Raw genomic sequence first — 16,136 nt, 5'->3', positions numbered from 1 at the left:
AGGGTTCTTAGGCGGACTTTTGGTTCCTTTTCGTCCGTCCGAAAAGGAACCCGTGCCGCGCGGCGGAACGCGCTCGTGATTCTTGCCGCCCACGGGCGGCAATTCCCGTCTTAGCCCCGCCGGGCGCAGCGCGGCAAATCACCACCCCGAGACATGTCCCCGCCGGATGGCGCCGAAGATACGTTTTGTAATTCCGGGATGAGTTTTCTCCATATCGTATAAAAATTCCTTGGTCCACTGCCGTTCGGTGCACCCGTCGACGGGGCATTTGCTTTTGACGACGGGGAGTCCGGCGCGGTTCACCGCGTTGCGGACCTCCCGCTCGGTGGCGAAGATGAGCGGGCGGATCATCGTGAGGTCCTTGCGGGAGAGGTAGGAGACGGGGGAAAAGCAGCCGATCCGCCCCTCGTTGAAGAGGTTCATCAGAAAGGTCTCCACCGCGTCGTCGAAGTGGTGGCCGAGCGCGATCTTGTTGCAACCGTTCGCCTTGGCGGTGTCGTGCAGCACCCCGCGGCGCATCCGCGCGCAGAGGCTGCAGGGGTTGGATTCGCTTCGCTCGCCGAAGATGATCTGCCCGATGTCGGTGCGGCGCAGGATGTATTCGACGCCGAGCGAGCCGCACAGGTCGGCGATGGGGGAGAAGTCGCCCTCCTCGCCGTTGAAGCAGTTGTCAAGGGTGACCGCCTTGAGGGTGAAATCGATGCCGATGAACCGCCGCACCCCGGCCAGTCCGGCGAGCAGCGCGACGGAATCCTTGCCGCCCGACACGCCGACGGCGACCGTGTCGCCGTCCTCAATCATCCGGTATTCCTCCACCGCGCGGCGGATGTAGCCCATGATCTCCTGCATAAAAGCCTCCGTTACAGTTTTGATGGAAAAGCGAGCGCCCGGCCGCGGCCGGGCGCAGATGGTTCGGAAGGGGAATTTCAGCCCTCCGCCGGTTCGACGTGGAAGCGCACCCGGTCGGTGTAGCCCTTTTCGCGCATGGCGGCGTTGAGCTCGGGCCAGCGGCCGCTCATGTGGAGGATGACCAGCCCGTTTACCCGGTCGATGCCCCAGCTCGTGATGGTGTCGGCGCCCTTGACGCCGCGGCGGGCCTCGAGGAACTCGACGATCTCGTCGAGCTCGGCGGCGCTGCGCCCGGCGCTCTTATAGGTGACGGGGCAGGTCCTGCCGTGGTAGGCGGTGGTGAGCTGGGCGACCAGCGCGGGGGTGACGCCGCCCTCGGGAGTCTGCCAGAGGACGAGGCCGCGCCGGTCGTCGGTGAATTCCAGCCCGCCGTATTCGCTGCGCGACAGGCGGGGGGAGAGAAAGTTATAGTAGTCGCGCGCCGCGCTCTCGGGGGAATCGGGGTCCTCCAGCGCGGCCCACAGGGCGACGGTCTGGGGGAAAAGCAGCTCGGTCAGCCGGTCCATCGTCCCGCCGGGCGCGGTATAATACTGGTCCATGTGGCGGATGATCAGGTAGGACTGCCCCTCGGCGAAGCCCTCCGCGCGGACGGCGCTCGTAAAGAGGTGCAGGCGCGCCTGCCCCGGGAAATCGAGGTAGAGGTTGACGCCGGTGATGCTGCTCGGCGGCGTGACGCCCTCGGGGAAGGCGGCGGCCTCGCGCAGCAGGTCGGCGGCCTGCCTGGACAGGTCGGGATCGGTCACCGTGTTGACCGTCTCCTCGTCCCCCTTCCAGAGGGAGGCCTCGAGCAGGACGGGCAGCTCGGCCGGAGCCACGGGGATGGCGGGGGTCGTCTCGTCCGGCTGGGGGGAGGCTTCGTCGATCGGCTTGAGCAGCCGGTCGGCAAAGACCGGGACGGCGAGCCCGGCGCAGATCGCCAGCGCCAGTAGCAGGCAGAGACCTCTCTTCATAACGGCACACATCCTTTTAGCCAGATTCTTTCATGGAAGAAGTGGCGGAAAAGCAGGGATTTCCTGCCGGGATTTTCAATTTTTTTCTTTTTTGTCCTTTTCGCGCTCGGGCGGCTCCTCGGGAGGGAGGCGTTCGGCGCGGATGCGGGCGATGCGCCGCTCCTCGACGAGCAGGACGGTGAACTGGACGCCCTCAAGCTGAACGGAGGGGTGCTCGCCCGGTTCAGGCAGGCGGCCGAGGGCCTCGGTGATCAGGCCGCCGATCGTGTCGTAGTCGGTGTCCTCGTCGAACTCGACGTCGAAGAGCCGCTCGACGTCGTCGATCGCGACGGTGCCGTCAATCGACCAGCAGTTGTCCGAGAGCTGGGAGATCTCCTCCTCCTCGTCGTCGTACTCGTCCTGGATGTTGCCGACGATCGATTCGAGCAGGTCCTCCATCGAGACGATGCCCGCCGTGCCGCCGTATTCGTCGACGGCGACGGCGACCATGACCTTCTTCTGCTTGAACTGCGCGAAGAGGTCGACGCAGCTCATGTTCTCGGGCACGAAGAGGGCGGGGCGCATATATTTCTGGGCGTCGAACGCCGCGTCCTCCCCCTTTCCGATGAGGCGGAGCAGGTCCTTGACGTAGATGATGCCCATGATGTCGTCGATGTCGTCGTCGTAGACGGGGATGCGCGAAAAGCCCGTCTCGACGGCCAGGTCCGCGATCTCCTCGAGGGAGGCGGTCTTGGGCACGGCGGTCATGTCGGTGCGGTGGGTCATGACCTCCGAGACGCTGCGGTCGTCGAACTCGAAGATGTTGTTGATCATGTCCTTCTCGCTCTGTTCAATCGCGCCCTTTTCGCTGCCCACATCGACCATCATGCGGATCTCCTCCTCGGTGGCCTCCTCGGGCTCCTCGCCGGCGCGCACGCCGAACAGGCGCGCCAGCCCGCGGGCGAGCGCACCGTTCAGGAGCACGAAGGGGCGCATGACGCAGGCGACGAACCAGCACAGCCGCGCGAGCGCGGCCGAGACCCCCTCGGGATGGCGGCAGGCCACCCGGTAGGGGAGAAGCGCGCAGAGCACGTTGAGCAGGAGCACGGTCAGCAGGAAGCCGACGAAGGAAAAGGCGTAGTAAAGCGGCCGGCTGAAGGAAAGCGAGCGGACGAGCCAGGTCAGCGGGACGAGGGCGAGGGGATAGGTGAAGAGCGCCGCGGCCACCGTGCAGGCGAAGCGCGCGAGCTCGACGCCGTCGAGGAAGGCGGCGGGGCGTTCAAGCAGCCGCGCGATGAACCGCTCCCCGCCGCGTTCGGAGGAAGCCATCTTCTTCACGCTGCTGTCCCGCAGCTGGGTGAGGGCGGTGCGCCCGGCGGTCAGCAGGGAACTGAGCAGGATGAGGAGCAGGAAGATCACGATACTGGGATAGGGGTCCATGTTGTTCATTCCTCCAATTTGCGCCGCGCGGATGGACGATTGTTTCCGCTCCGGCACTGCTACCATAAATATAAACATTTTTCCGGACAATGTCAATTTGAAGCCCGCCCGCGGGAAGGAAAAAATCCCCGGAAAATGCGGCTTTGGAGCCCGCCTTTGGGGAAAAGCGGGGGGCGGCACCGGAATTTCCACATACGGGAGCCCCAAACGGGATGGATTTTGCCGTAAAATTGACAAAACAGTCACAATTTTCTGGGTTCTGTTATTTACAAGGCGCGGCAAAAATGATAAACTCAATAAGGATAGGGACAAGGGGCTTTTGCGCCCTTTCGGGCCCGTTCGGAATATCCAATTTATTAGCGATCGCTAATTTATCATTAGGAGGAAGATGCAACATGGCAAGAAACAAACTCACCATGGACGGCAATACCGCGGCAGCGCATGTCAGCTATGCGTTTACCGAGGTAGCGGGGATCTACCCGATCACGCCGTCCAGCCCGATGGCCGACTACGTCGACCAGTGGGCCGCCGCAGGCCGTAAGAATATCTTCGGCACCACCGTCAAGGTCATGGAGATGCAGTCCGAGGCGGGCGCGGCGGGCACCGTGCACGGCTCGCTGGCCGCCGGCGCCCTGACCACCACCTATACCGCCTCCCAGGGCCTGCTGCTCATGATCCCCAACATGTATAAGCTCGCCGGCGAACTGCTGCCGGGCGTCTTCCATGTTTCGGCCCGTACCGTCGCCACCCACGCGCTGAACATCTTCGGCGACCACTCCGACGTCTACGCCTGCCGCCAGACCGGCTTCGCGATGCTCGCCGAGAGCAACCCGCAGGAGGTCATGGACCTGGGCGCCGTGGCGCACCTGGCCGCCATCAAGGGCCGCGTCCCCTTCATCAACTTCTTCGACGGCTTCCGCACCTCCCATGAGATCCAGAAGATCGAGGTCTGGGACTACGACGACCTGGCCGGGATGGTCGACATGGACGCGGTCGAGGCCTTCCGCAAACGCGCGCTCAACCCCGAGCGCCCGGTCATGCGCGGCTCCCACGAGAACGGCGACATCTTCTTCCAGCACCGCGAGGCCTGCAACAAGTTTTATGACGAGCTGCCGGCCGTGGTCGAGGAGTACATGGGCAAGGTCAACGCCAAGCTCGGCACCGACTACAAGCTCTTCAACTACTACGGCGCCCCCGACGCCGAGCGGGTCATCATCGCGATGGGCTCGATCTGCGACGTGGCCGAGGAGGTCATCGACTACCTGACCGCCGCCGGCGAGAAGGTCGGCCTCATCAAGGTCCGCCTCTACCGCCCCTTCGTCCCCGCCAAGCTGATCGAGGCGATCCCGGCCACCGCCAAGAGCATCGCCGTCCTCGACCGCACCAAGGAGCCCGGCTCCCTGGGCGAGCCGCTCTACCTCGACGTCATCACCGCCCTCTCCGAGTGCGGCGTGTCGGGCAAGACGGTCATCGGCGGCCGCTACGGCCTCGGCTCCAAGGACACCCCGCCCTCCAGCGTCTTCGCCGTCTTTGACGAGCTGAAGAAGGACTCCCCCAAGAAGCACTTCACCATCGGCATCACCGACGACGTTACATACACCTCGCTCGAGGAGAACAACTTCGCGAACACCGCGGCCAAGGGCACCATCGAGTGCAAGTTCTGGGGCCTCGGCGGCGACGGCACCGTCGGCGCGAACAAGAACTCGATCAAGATCATCGGCGACCACACCGACAAGTATGTGCAGGCGTACTTCCAGTACGACTCCAAGAAGACGGGCGGCATCACGATCTCCCACCTGCGCTTCGGCGACGAGCCGATCCGCGCGCCCTACTACATCAACAAGGCCGACTTCGTGGCCTGCCACAACCCCTCCTACGTCGTCAAGGGCTACAAGATGGTCCGCGACGTGAAGCCGGGCGGCGTCTTCCTCATCAACTGCCAGTGGACCCCCGAGGAACTCAACACCCACATGCCCGCCGAGGCCAAGCGCTACATCGCCAAGAACAACATTCAGCTCTACACCGTCAACGCGATCGACCTCGCGATCAAGATCGGCATGGGCAAGCGCACCAACACCATCCTGCAGGCCGCGTTCTTCGCGCTCGCGAAGGTGCTGCCGATCGACGAGGCCGTCGACTATATGAAGAAGGCGGCATACAAGTCCTACTCCAAGAAGGGCGAGGATGTCGTCAACATGAACTACGCGGCGATTGACGCGGGCGTTTCGGCGTTCGTCAAGATCGACGTCCCGGCCGACTGGGCGAATGCCAAGGACGAGGCCGAGGCGGCTCTGCCCGAGGGCAAGAAAGAGCTCGTCACGATGGTCCACGACATCATGGAGCCCGTCTCCAAGATGAACGGCGACAGCCTGCCGGTCTCCACCTTCGTCCCCCACGCGGACGGCACCTTCGAGCAGGGCGCTTCCGCCTACGAGAAACGCGGCGTCGCGGTGTCGGTGCCCGAGTGGCTGCCGGAAAACTGCATCCAGTGCAACCGCTGCTCCTATGTCTGCCCGCACGCGACCATCCGCCCGTTCGCGCTGAGCGCCGACGAGGCCGCGAAGGCCCCCGCGCAGACCAAGTACACCGCCAAGATGACCGGCGCGCCCGACTACAAGTTCACGATCGCCGTCTCCCCGCTCGACTGCATGGGCTGCGGCGTCTGCGTCAGCGTCTGCCCGGCCAAGGAGAAGGCGCTGGTCATGAAGCCGCAGGAGAGCCAGTCCGCCCAGCAGGAAGTCTTCGACTTCATGGTCGCGAACATCTCCAAGAAGCCCGGCATGCCCGCCGACGAGACCGTCAAGGGCAGCCAGTTCAACCAGCCGCTGCTTGAATTCTCCGGCTCCTGCGCGGGCTGCGCCGAGACCTCCTATGCCCGCCTGATCACCCAGCTGTTCGGCGAGCGGATGTACATCTCCAACGCGACCGGATGCTCCTCCATCTGGGGCGGACCGGCCGCCACCAGCCCGTACACCGTCAACAAGGACACCGGCCGCGGCCCGACCTGGGCGAACTCCCTGTTTGAGGACAACGCCGAGCACGGCTTCGGCATGTACATCGGACAGAAGACCATCCGCGACCGCCTGGCCGCGAAGACCCGCGCGCTCATCGAGGTGCCCCACACCTGGGCCCCGCTGAAGGAAGCCGCGCAGGCGTGGCTCGACACGATGGACGACGGCAAGGCCAACGCCGCCGCCACCGAGAAGTATGTGGAAGCCCTGCAGGGCGGCCTGATGAGCGTGGACGACTGCCTCGCCTTCATCGAGACCCCCGCGAGCAAGGAGATCTTCGGCGACAAGCACGCCGAGATGCATGAGCACATGAAGGCCCTCAAGGCGTCGGGCGCGGCCCACTGCGACTGCGAGGCCTGCACGCTGACGGCTGAGATCCTGGCCGAGAAGGAATACCTCGCCAAGAAGTCCGTCTGGATCTTCGGCGGCGACGGCTGGGCGTACGACATCGGCTACGGCGGGCTCGACCACGTGCTCGCTTCGGGCGAGGACGTCAACGTCATGGTCTTCGACACCGAGGTCTATTCCAACACCGGCGGCCAGGCGTCCAAGTCCTCCAACATCGGCCAGGTGGCGCAGTTCGCCGCGGCCGGCAAGGCGATCGCCAAGAAGAGCCTCGCCGAGATGGCCATGTCCTACGGCTATGTCTACGTCGCGCAGATCTCGATGGGCGCCGACATGAACCAGACGATCAAAGCGATCGCCGAGGCCGAGGCCTATCACGGCCCCTCCCTCATCATCGGCTACGCCCCCTGCGAGATGCACAGCATCAAGGGCGGCATGACCAACTGCCAGACCGAGATGAAGAAGGCCGTCGACGCGGGCTACTGGAACATGTTCCGCTTCAACCCCGCGCTCAAGGCGGAGGGCAAGAACCCGTTCACGCTCGACAGCAAGGCGCCGACCGCGAGCTACAGGGACTTCATCATGAACGAGGCCCGGTACTCCTCGCTGACCCGCTCCTTCCCCGACCGTGCGGAGACCCTCTTCGACGAGGCGGAGAAGTCCGCCGCCGCGCGCTACCAGCACCTGCTCAAGCTCCAGCAGCTCTACGCGGAATAATCCGACGTGCAAAAGCCCCGCGCCTTACGGCGCGGGGCTTTTTTTCGCCGCGCGGCTCAGGAGGGCGGGGCTCCCGAATCCTCGACGATGCGCCCGTCGATGATGCGGATGAGCCGCCCGGCCGCGGAGGCGATGCGGTCGTCGTGGGTGATGAGGATGACGGTGCGCCCCTCGGCGTGCAGCTCGTGGAGGATGTCCATGACCTGCGCGCCCGAGGCGGAGTCGAGGTTGCCGGTCGGCTCGTCCGCGAGGATGATGGGGGGCTTCGCGGCGATCGCGCGGGCGATCGCGACCCGCTGCTGCTGCCCGCCCGAAAGCTGGGCGGGGTAGTGGTGCATCCGGTTGCCCACCCCCACCCGCTCGAGCGCGGAAACGGCCAGCTCGCCGCGCTCGCGGCGGGGGATGCCGCGGTAGATGAGCGGCAGCTCGACGTTTTCCAGCGCGGTCAGGCTGGGGATGAGGTTGAAGCCCTGGAAGATGAAGCCGATCCGCCGGTTGCGGATGCCGGCGAGAGAGGCCTCGGGGATGTGGGCGACGTCCTCCCCGTCGAGGAAATAGATCCCGCCGTCGGGCAGGTCGAGGCAGCCGAGCATGTTCATAAGGGTCGATTTGCCCGACCCCGACTGCCCGACGATCGCCACGAACTCCCCCGCCTCGATCGAGAGGGAGACGCCGCCGAGTGCGCGCACCTCGTTGTCGCCGGCGTTATAAATTTTGCACAGGTCCCGCAGTTCCACAAGCGGCATAACAAATCCCCCGCAGACGTTTTTTCTTATTGTCTGCGGGGGAGGCTTTTTTATGCGGTTTTTTAACGCAGGACGAGGATCGCCGCGCCGTAGGGGGGCAGCAGGCCGCCGGCGCCGAGACTGCCGTAGAGGACCGCCGCGTCCTTGAACTCCATCGGGAGGACGGCCGGCTGCTCCGAGGGGGTGCGGTTGACGGCGACGTAGTAGCTTTCGCCGCCGCAGTCGCGCAGGAAGGAGACGACCTCGGGGGTGAAGGAGACGGCGCTGAAGCTGCCGGAGGAGAGCGCCGGGCATCCCGACCGGATCGCGCCGAGGGTGCGGAAGAACTGGATGAGCTCGGGGTCCTCGCGGCCCCACGGGTAGCAGGTGCGGTTGAAGGGGTCCTTGTAGCCGTAGAGGCCGGCCTCGTCGCCGTAATAGAGGCAGGGCACGCCGGGCAGCATGTACTGGATGACCGACGCGAGCATGAAGAGCTTTTTGCCGAGCGCGTATTTTTCCGGGCTCAGCGTGTTGTTGTGTGCCTGCCAGTCGCGCCCGCCCGAGATCGGCTCGCCCGCCAGCGCGGTGATCGCCCGCTCGATGTCGTGGGTGGACAGGGAGTTCATCAGCACGTCGAGCACCGGCTTGGGGTAGTGCTCGAGGATGGAGAGCAGGGTGGAGTAGAGGCGGTTGCAGTCGCCGTGGCGGACGTAGGCGATGATCGCGTCGCGGAAGGGGTAGTTCATGACCGAGTCGAGCTGTCCGCCGAGGAAATAGCGCCGGCGGATGCCGTAGGCGACCTTGGTGGAGGCGTCCTCCCACACCTCGCCGATGACGGCGGCGTCGGGGTCGGCGCCCTTGACGCAGGCGGTGACCCGATCGAGGAACTCGTCGGGCAGTTCGTCCGCCACGTCGAGCCGCCAGCCCGAGATGCCGTCCGCAAGCCATTTGCGCAGCACCCCGTTTTCGCCGCAGATGAACTCGCCGTAGGAGGGGTCGCGCTCGTTCAGGTTGGGCAGCTCCTGGAACCCCCACCAGCTCTGGTAGCCGTTGGGGTAGTTGGTGAACTCATACCAGCTCCGGTAGGGGCTCTGGGGGTCGTTGTAGGCCCCGCCGTTCCCGTAGCGGCGCTTTTTGTTGAAGTAGACGCTGTCCGCGCCGGTGTGGTTGAAGACGCCGTCGAGGATGACGCGGATGCCGAGCGCCTTCGCGCGGGCGCACAGCTCCCGGAGGTCCTCCTCGGTGCCGAGCAGCGGGTCGATCCGGAGGAAATCCGCGGTGTTGTAGCGGTGGTTGGAGTGCGCCTCGAAGATGGGGTTCAGGTAGATCGTGCCGACCCCCATGCTTTTGAGGTAGGTCAGCTTCTGGGTGATGCCCCGCAGGTCGCCGCCGAAGTAGTCGGAGTTGGTCACCTCGCCGCCCGGGTCGGGCAGGTATTCGGGCAGCTCGTACCAGTCGCGGTGAAGCCGCCGGTCGGAGGGCACGCCGCTCTTGGGCCCGCCCGACGCGCAGAAGCGGTCGGGGAAGATCTGATAGAGGATGCCGTTCCTCATGAATTCGGGCGCGCGCATCGCCTTGTCGTAGACGGTGAGCTGCCACATCTCCCCGCCCTGCGGCAGCAGCACGCCGAAGCCGTCCTGGTCGCGGGCGATGCGCATCTTTCCGTTGACCCCGGCAACCTCGAAGAGGTAGAAATAGAGCTGCGGGTCGGGGGAATAGAAGATGCAGGTGTAGGAGCAGCTCACCCCGTCGCTCGCCTCGTAGTGCATGGGGATGCGCTCGGGGGAATCCCAGCGGTCCGCCTTGTAGACGAGCAGCGCGGGCTCGCGCAGCTGGTAGGAGATCGGCAGGAAGACGCGGAAGGTGACGACGTCGTCCGTGGGGACCGCCCCGAAGGGGGTTTTGCAGCGGTCGTCGCGGCTGTCGAAGAGAAAGGTACTCACGAGATCAACTCCGATACAGATTGAATCAGGCTGCCAAAAAACTTTTGACAGCCTGACCGGATGACATGGAAAGCGGGGGCGCGGAAGGCGCTCAGAGCGACCAGATGTCGTGCGCGTACTCCTCGATCGCGCGGTCGGCGCAGAAATAGCCGGACGCGGCGATGTTGTGGAGCGACATCTCCTGCCACCTGGTGGTATCCTGGTAGAGGCGGGAGGCCTCTTGCTGGATGCCGCAGTAGGCGTCGAAGTCGGCGAGCACCATGTAGGGGTCGTCGTAGCGCAGGGAATTGGCGATGGTGGGGAACTGCTGGCCCGCCAGCCCGGAGGCGAGCAGGTCGATCGCGCGGCGCAGGCGCTGGTCGCGGTTGTAGTACTCGGCGGGGTTGTAGCCGGCGGCCTTGAGGTCGGCGGCGCGCTCGGCGGTCATGCCGAAGATGAGGATGTTGTCCTTGCCGACCCGTTCGCCGATCTCGACGTTCGCGCCGTCGAGGGTGCCGAGGGTAATCGCGCCGTTGAGCATGAGCTTCATGTTGCCGGTGCCGCTCGCCTCGGTGCCGGCGAGGGAGATCTGCTCGGAGATCTCCGAGGCGGGCATGAGCAGCTCGGAGATGGTGACGCTGTAGTTTTCGAGGAAGACGATGCGCAGCTTGCCGCGCACCGCGGGGTCCGCCTCGATCACGTCGCGCAGGGTGCAGATAAACTTGATGATCTGCTTGGCGAGGAAGTAGCCGGGGGCCGCCTTGGCGCCGAAGATGTAGGTCTTGGGCAGGAAGGGGGCGTTCGGGTGGTCCTTGAGCCAGAAGTACTCGTTCAGGATGTGCAGCGCGTTCAGGTGCTGCCGCTTATACTCGTGCAGGCGCTTGACCTGCACGTCGAAGACCGAGTCGGGGTCGAGCGCGACGCCGGAGGTCTCGAGCACGTATTTGGAGAGCCGCTCCTTGTTCTCCCGCTTGACGGCGGCGAGCCGTTCGAGCACCGCCTTGTCGGTGGAAAACTTGTCGAAGCGTTTCAGGTGGGACATGTCGGTGAGCCAGCTGTCGCCGATCGTGTCGCAGAGGAGCTTTGTGAGTCCGGGATTGGACTGGTAGAGCCAGCGCCGGGAGGCGATGCCGTTGGTGACGTTCTTGAACTTGTAGGGGGTGAGGTGGTAATAGTCGCGGAAGACGCTGTCCCGGAGGATCTGGGAGTGCAGCTTGGAGACGCCGTTGACGCTGTGGGAGGCGATGACGGCGAGGTTGGCCATGCGCACCTGGAAGTCGTAGACCACCCGCATGCGGTCGATGTCGTAGGGGTCGTAGTGGTAGACGTCGCGCAGCTCGGCGCAGAAGCGGCGGTCGATCTCCTGAACGATCTGGTAGATGCGGGGCAGCAGGTTGCGGAAGATGTCCTCGTTCCACTTTTCAAGCGCCTCGGCCATGACGGTGTGGTTGGTGTAGGCGAAGGTGCGCACAACGATGTCCCAGGCGCGCTCCCACTCGTAGCCGCAGTCGTCGAGCAGCACCCGCATCAGCTCGGGGATGGCGAGGGCGGGGTGGGTGTCGTTGATCTGGATGGCGTTCTTTTCGCCGAAGTTGTCGAGCGTGCCGTAGAGGGAGAGGTGCCGGCGCACGATGTCGGAGATCGAGGCGGCGGTGAGGAAATACTGCTGCTTGAGGCGCAGCATCTTGCCCTCGGCATGGTTGTCGTTGGGGTAGAGCACCTTGGAGATCGCCTCGGAGGCGGAGGCGGCGCCCATCGAATTGACGTAGTCGCCGCGGTTGAAGGCCTCCATGTCGAAGCCGGGGCTCTGCGCCTTCCACAGGCGCAGCACCGCGATGCCCTCGCTCTGGAAGCCGGTGACGTACATGTCGTGGGGGACGGCGTAGACCGTCTGGTAGTCGACGTGGTTGACCCAGTGATGGCCGCCTTCCCAGCCCTCCTCGATGCGCCCGCCGAACTTGATCGGCACGGTGCGGTCGGGCTTCTTCTTGAGCCAGACGCTGCCGCCCGGCAGCCAGTAGTCGGGCGTCTCGGTCTGCCAGCCGTCGATGATCCGCTGCTTGAAGATGCCGTACTCGTAGAGGATCGAGTAGCCCATGGCGGGCAGGTTCTCGGTGGCCATCGCGTCGAGGTAGCAGGCGGCGAGGCGGCCCAGGCCGCCGTTGCCGAGGCCCGCGTCCGGCTCGAGCGCGTACATCTTTTCGATGTCGACCTCCAGCTCCTCGAGGGCGGCGGTCATCGCGTCCTGGATGCCGAGGTTGTAGAGGCTGTTCTTGAGGGAGCGGCCCATCAAAAACTCCATGCAGAGATAATAGACCTTCTTCTCCGCGCGGGCGTTGTTGTGGGCGTTGAAGATCTTGTACTTTTCGCTGAGGATCTCGCGGGTGACGCGGCAGAGCGCCTCGTAATAGACCTCGTCGGAGGCGTGCTCCGGCTCGATGAGCATGTCGCTCTTGAAGGTGTCCAGGAGGAGGTCCTTGAGGACCTCCTTGGTGTAGTGCTTGCTGATGTTCATGATACCCTCCTAATACTCGGTGCGGCAGGTGCGGGCCGGCCTTTTATGCGGCAATCAGGCGGCGTGGCAGCGCTTTGACGCGCTGGCGCTTTACCCTTGTATAAAACTGGATAATTACACTTCATTATACCCTAAAACGCCGCGCCATGCAAGCGATGGGGCGTAAAAACGCGGGATTCGGCAAAAACCTCCAGTAAGGGATGGAAAAACCAAAGAAACTCGGAAAATTTGTACGGGCTCTTTATTCGCGGCGGGAAATGCGATATAATATGAAAGATAACAGCAAGTATGGGAGGTTATCGGACCATGAATACCATCAACCGCGTCAGGATTACGATCAACGGCGTGCACTATACGATCTCCACGTCGGAACCGGAGGAATACGTGCTCGGGCTCGCGCAGGAGCTGGACGAGCAGATCAAGGGGATTCTGGAGAAGAACCCGAGCATCTCCTTCAACGACGTGATGGTGCTCTGCGCCATCAACTATATCGACGCCTACAAGCGCAGCGAGGAGAACGCCGACCGCATGCGCACCCAGATTTCGGAGTACCTCGAGGACGCCGCCAAGGCGCGCATCGAGCTCGACGAGGTCAAGCGGGAGAACGCCCACCTGCGCCGCCAGCTCGACGGGCAGGAGATGAAGGGCCAGACCAAGCTGGACGTGAAATGAGCCGCCTGCCGGAGGTGCTCGCGCCCGCCGGGAACCCGGCGGCGCTTGAAGCGGCCGTCCTCTGCGGGGCGGACGCGGTCTATCTCGGCGCCGGGGCGTTCAACGCCCGCCGCGGCGCCGAAAATTTTACCCTGGAGCATCTGGCGGACACCGTCCGCCGCTGCCACATCCGGGGCGTCAGGGTCTACCTGACGCTCAATATCGTCGTGCGCGAGGATGAGATCCCGCAGTTTCTCTCCGACGCCGAGGCCGCCTGCGCGGCGGGGGTCGACGCGGTCATCGTGCAGGACGCGGGCGCGGCGGCGCTGCTGCGCCGGTGCGCGCCGTCGCTTCGGCTGCACGGCTCTACCCAGATGGTGGTGCACAACGTCGAGGGGGCCAAAATGCTCGAGGAGATGGGCTTTTCCCGCGTCGTGCTGGCCCGCGAGTGCTCGAAGGAGGAGATCGGGGAGATTATCCGCTCGACCTCCCTCGAGGTGGAGACCTTCGTGCATGGCGCGCTGTGCATGTCGGTGTCCGGCCAGTGCTATATGAGCGCGGTGCTCGGCCAGCGCAGCGGCAACCGCGGCCTCTGCGCCCAGCCCTGCCGTCTGCCCTGCAAGGCGGGGAACAGCGAACACGCCCTCTCCTTAAAGGATATGAGCATCATCGGGCGGGCGGGGGAGCTTCGGGAGCTCGGCGTGTCCGCCCTCAAGATCGAGGGGCGGATGAAGCGCCCCGAATATGTCGCGGCCGCCGTCACCGCCTGCCGCAAGGCGCTGGCGGGGGAACCGGTCGACTTGGAAACGCTACAATCTGTATTTTCACGCAGTGGATTTACAGACGGTTATTTCGAGGGGCGCCTCGGCGCGGAGATGTTCGGCATCCGCCAGAAGGAGGACGTCACCGCGGCGGCGGGGGTGCTCGGCGGGCTGGAGACCCTCTACACCGACCCGCGCAAGCAGGTGCAGAAGGTGGAGACGGATTTCCGCTTCACGATGAAGGCGGGGGAGCCCGCGCGTCTCGTCGTGACCGACGGGGACGGCAACATTTCCGAAGCCGCGGGGGAGATCCCTCAGGCGGCGGTCAACCGCCCCACCGATCCGGAGCGCGCGGCGGCGAGCCTCTCCAAGACGGGCGGGACTCCCTACCATGTCCGTAGCGTTTCCTGCGAGATCGGGGAAGGGCTGATGCTGCCCGCCTCGGCGGTCAACGCCCTACGCCGCGAGGCGCTCGGGAAACTCGACGGGCTGCGCGGAAAAACCCGCGCCATCCCCTTCGACCGCGCAAGCGCGGGCGCGCCGCGCGGACACGCGCCCGCGCCGCTCCCGGCGCTGCGGGTGCGCGCCTACAGCGCGCGGCAGCTCTCGCCCGAACTGCTCGAGAGGGCGGAGCTCGTCACGCTGCCGGTGCCCGAGCTTGTGAAGCTCTGTGAAAACGGCGCGCCCGCGTATGCGGACAAGCTGTGCGCCGGGCTGCCGCGCATCCTCTTTTCGGGAGGGGAGGCGCTGGAAAGGCAGCTCTCGCTGCTGCGGGAGAGGGGAATACGCCACGCGGCTGTGGGAAACCCCGGCGCGGTAAAAATTGCCGGGGCGGCGGGCTTTATGCTGCACGGGGAGCCGTTTTTCAACGCGATGAACTCCTACGCGGCCGAAACGCTCGCCGGCTGGGGGCTTTGCGACCTGCTGCTCTCCTTCGAGGCGACGCTCGACATGGCGAAAAGGATTCAATCCCCCATCCCGCTCGGGCTGACCGCCTACGGGCGTCTGCCCCTCATGACGGTTCGCAACTGCCCGGTGAAGTCGTTCGTGGGCTGCGCGCGTTGTAAGAAGGGGGAGAACTTCCTGACCGACCGCCGGGGGGAGATCCTCTATACGAGCTGCGCCTACGGGTGCAGTGAAATCCTCAATCCCGTCCCGCTCTTCATGGGGGACCGGCTTTCGGAGCTGCGGGGGCTCGACTTCATCGAGCTGCGCTTTTCCACCGAGAGCCCGGAGGAGTGCGGGAAACTGTTTGAAACCTACCGCTCCGGCGGGGAATTCCATGGGAAATTCACGCGGGGGTTGCTCTACAAGACGGTACTATAGGAGGACTGCCATATGCTGAAACTCAAACGCCTGCGCCCGTCGGCGCGGATCCCCGCGAACGCCACGCCGGGCAGCGCGGGCTACGACCTCTGCGCCGACCTCGACTCCCCGGTGACGATCCCCGCCCGCCGGACGGTCAAGATCCCGACCGGCCTGGCCATGGCGATCGAGCCGGGTTACGCGGGCTTTGTCTTCGCGCGCAGCGGGCTTGGCATCAAGCACGGCATCGTGCCCGCCAACTGCGTCGGCGTGATCGACAGCGACTACCGGGGCGAGGTGATCGTGGGGCTTTATAACCACACCGACGAGCCCTTCGTCGTCGAACCGGGCGACCGCATCGCCCAGCTCGTGCTGCTGCCGGTGCATACCCCCGAGATCGAGGAGTGCGCCGAGCTCGGCGAGACCTCGCGCGGCGAAGGCGGGTTCGGGTCCACCGGGAGGTAGACTTTTTTGCCGCTTCCCGGCGGGGATTATTCTTGGACTTGCCGCTCATGGAGCGGCGGAGCCGCCGGGTCCCGCCCCGGGGTGGGCTTGGATTTTCCGCTCAGTGAGCGGCGGAGTTTGTCGGTAGTCGACCGGCAGCGATCCCTCAGGCTTTTCCGCCCAGCGGGCGGAGGGCTTTTGTTCGCGCCCCTTCGAGGCGCTTTTAATGAGCCGCCTTCGGCGGCGGGGATTGCCGGGTCCCGCCCCGGCAGGCGGCCCCATTTCTTGTACGGGCAAGAAATGGGGAAAAGAAGCCGCAAGGGGAGAACCCCTTGACCCCCGCGCCGCCTCCGGTTGGCCTGCGGCCAAAGTCGGCGACGCCATGTTCACGGATGAACGAACGAGTTTACAGCATCCCGCCAGCCGCCGCGCCGCGGGCGCAATGCCTCTGCCGGCGAGTCT

At 65.0% G+C, this 16,136-nt stretch carries 10 protein-coding genes; 4 read left to right on the top strand and 6 right to left on the bottom strand.

Going from position 1 to position 16,136, the window contains the following annotated elements:
- Window positions 1-138 precede the first annotated feature (138 nt).
- The 3 genes from NE609_RS15050 to NE609_RS15040 all read right to left on the bottom strand — a co-directional run bounded on the left by NE609_RS15050 (window position 139) and on the right by NE609_RS15040 (window position 3,287).
- Window positions 139-849 carry a tRNA 2-thiocytidine biosynthesis TtcA family protein gene (locus tag NE609_RS15050; RefSeq protein WP_256152968.1) on the bottom strand — a complete coding sequence of 237 codons (711 nt, stop codon included), beginning with the start codon at window positions 847-849 and terminating at the stop codon, window positions 139-141.
- A gap of 77 nt (window positions 850-926) precedes the next feature.
- Window positions 927-1,859, bottom strand: coding sequence for a hypothetical protein (locus NE609_RS15045; RefSeq protein WP_256152967.1), 933 nt, complete (start codon window positions 1,857-1,859; stop codon window positions 927-929).
- Window positions 1,860-1,934: 75 nt separating this feature from the next.
- A complete protein-coding gene (locus NE609_RS15040; protein ID WP_256152966.1) occupies window positions 1,935-3,287 on the bottom strand; it encodes a hemolysin family protein in 1,353 nt (450 codons plus the stop codon).
- A 386-nt stretch (window positions 3,288-3,673) separates the two neighbouring features.
- Here NE609_RS15040 and nifJ point away from each other — a divergent pair, with 386 nt between their 5' ends.
- Window positions 3,674-7,351, top strand: coding sequence for a pyruvate:ferredoxin (flavodoxin) oxidoreductase (gene nifJ / locus NE609_RS15035; protein WP_256152965.1), 3,678 nt, complete (start codon window positions 3,674-3,676; stop codon window positions 7,349-7,351).
- Between the two features lie 56 nt (window positions 7,352-7,407).
- On the opposite strand, the gene NE609_RS15030 is transcribed toward nifJ, so the two are convergent.
- From NE609_RS15030 to NE609_RS15020, 3 genes are all read right to left on the bottom strand, one after another.
- Window positions 7,408-8,097 (bottom strand): ABC transporter ATP-binding protein, encoded by a 690-nt coding sequence (locus tag NE609_RS15030; protein ID WP_101548603.1) that lies wholly within the window; start codon window positions 8,095-8,097, stop codon window positions 7,408-7,410.
- Between the two features lie 62 nt (window positions 8,098-8,159).
- Window positions 8,160-10,019: an alpha-amylase family glycosyl hydrolase gene (locus NE609_RS15025; protein ID WP_256152964.1), complete on the bottom strand. Its 1,860-nt coding sequence runs from the start codon at window positions 10,017-10,019 to the stop codon at window positions 8,160-8,162.
- Between the two features lie 91 nt (window positions 10,020-10,110).
- Entirely contained in the window at window positions 10,111-12,513 is a 2,403-nt protein-coding gene (locus NE609_RS15020) for a glycogen/starch/alpha-glucan phosphorylase (RefSeq protein ID WP_121587605.1), read from the bottom strand.
- A gap of 306 nt (window positions 12,514-12,819) precedes the next feature.
- Between NE609_RS15020 and NE609_RS15015 the strand changes: the two genes are divergently transcribed.
- The 3 genes from NE609_RS15015 to dut are packed head-to-tail and all read left to right on the top strand — an operon-like array spanning window position 12,820 to window position 15,695.
- A complete protein-coding gene (locus NE609_RS15015) occupies window positions 12,820-13,185 on the top strand; it encodes a cell division protein ZapA (RefSeq protein ID WP_158595720.1) in 366 nt (121 codons plus the stop codon).
- The gene (locus NE609_RS15010) at window positions 13,182-15,251 is read left to right on the top strand and encodes a U32 family peptidase (protein WP_256152963.1); all 2,070 of its coding nucleotides are present in this window, start codon (window positions 13,182-13,184) and stop codon (window positions 15,249-15,251) included. The genes NE609_RS15015 and NE609_RS15010 overlap by 4 nt, the downstream gene beginning before the upstream one ends.
- 12 nt (window positions 15,252-15,263) lie before the next feature.
- Window positions 15,264-15,695, top strand: a complete 432-nt coding sequence (gene dut, locus NE609_RS15005; protein ID WP_121587607.1) for a dUTP diphosphatase — start codon at window positions 15,264-15,266, stop codon at window positions 15,693-15,695.
- Window positions 15,696-16,136 lie beyond the last annotated feature (441 nt).

This window comes from Anaerotruncus sp. DFI.9.16, assembly GCF_024461615.1.
Taxonomy (GTDB): Bacteria; Bacillota; Clostridia; order Oscillospirales; family Ruminococcaceae; genus Anaerotruncus; species Anaerotruncus massiliensis.
This window is presented reverse-complemented; position numbering and strand designations above follow the sequence as displayed.

Excerpts from the sequence above, each read along its gene's own strand:
- NE609_RS15030 (WP_101548603.1), bottom strand. The coding sequence starts at position 8,097 with ATGCCGCTTGTGGAACTGCGGGACCTGTGCAAAATTTATAACGCCGGC.
- dut (WP_121587607.1), top strand. The coding sequence starts at position 15,264 with ATGCTGAAACTCAAACGCCTGCGCCCGTCGGCGCGGATCCCCGCGAAC.
- NE609_RS15040 (WP_256152966.1), bottom strand. The coding sequence starts at position 3,287 with ATGAACAACATGGACCCCTATCCCAGTATCGTGATCTTCCTGCTCCTC.
- NE609_RS15010 (WP_256152963.1), top strand. The coding sequence starts at position 13,182 with ATGAGCCGCCTGCCGGAGGTGCTCGCGCCCGCCGGGAACCCGGCGGCG.
- nifJ (WP_256152965.1), top strand. The coding sequence starts at position 3,674 with ATGGCAAGAAACAAACTCACCATGGACGGCAATACCGCGGCAGCGCAT.
- NE609_RS15015 (WP_158595720.1), top strand. The coding sequence starts at position 12,820 with ATGAATACCATCAACCGCGTCAGGATTACGATCAACGGCGTGCACTAT.
- NE609_RS15045 (WP_256152967.1), bottom strand. The coding sequence starts at position 1,859 with ATGAAGAGAGGTCTCTGCCTGCTACTGGCGCTGGCGATCTGCGCCGGG.
- NE609_RS15050 (WP_256152968.1), bottom strand. The coding sequence starts at position 849 with ATGCAGGAGATCATGGGCTACATCCGCCGCGCGGTGGAGGAATACCGG.
- NE609_RS15020 (WP_121587605.1), bottom strand. The coding sequence starts at position 12,513 with ATGAACATCAGCAAGCACTACACCAAGGAGGTCCTCAAGGACCTCCTC.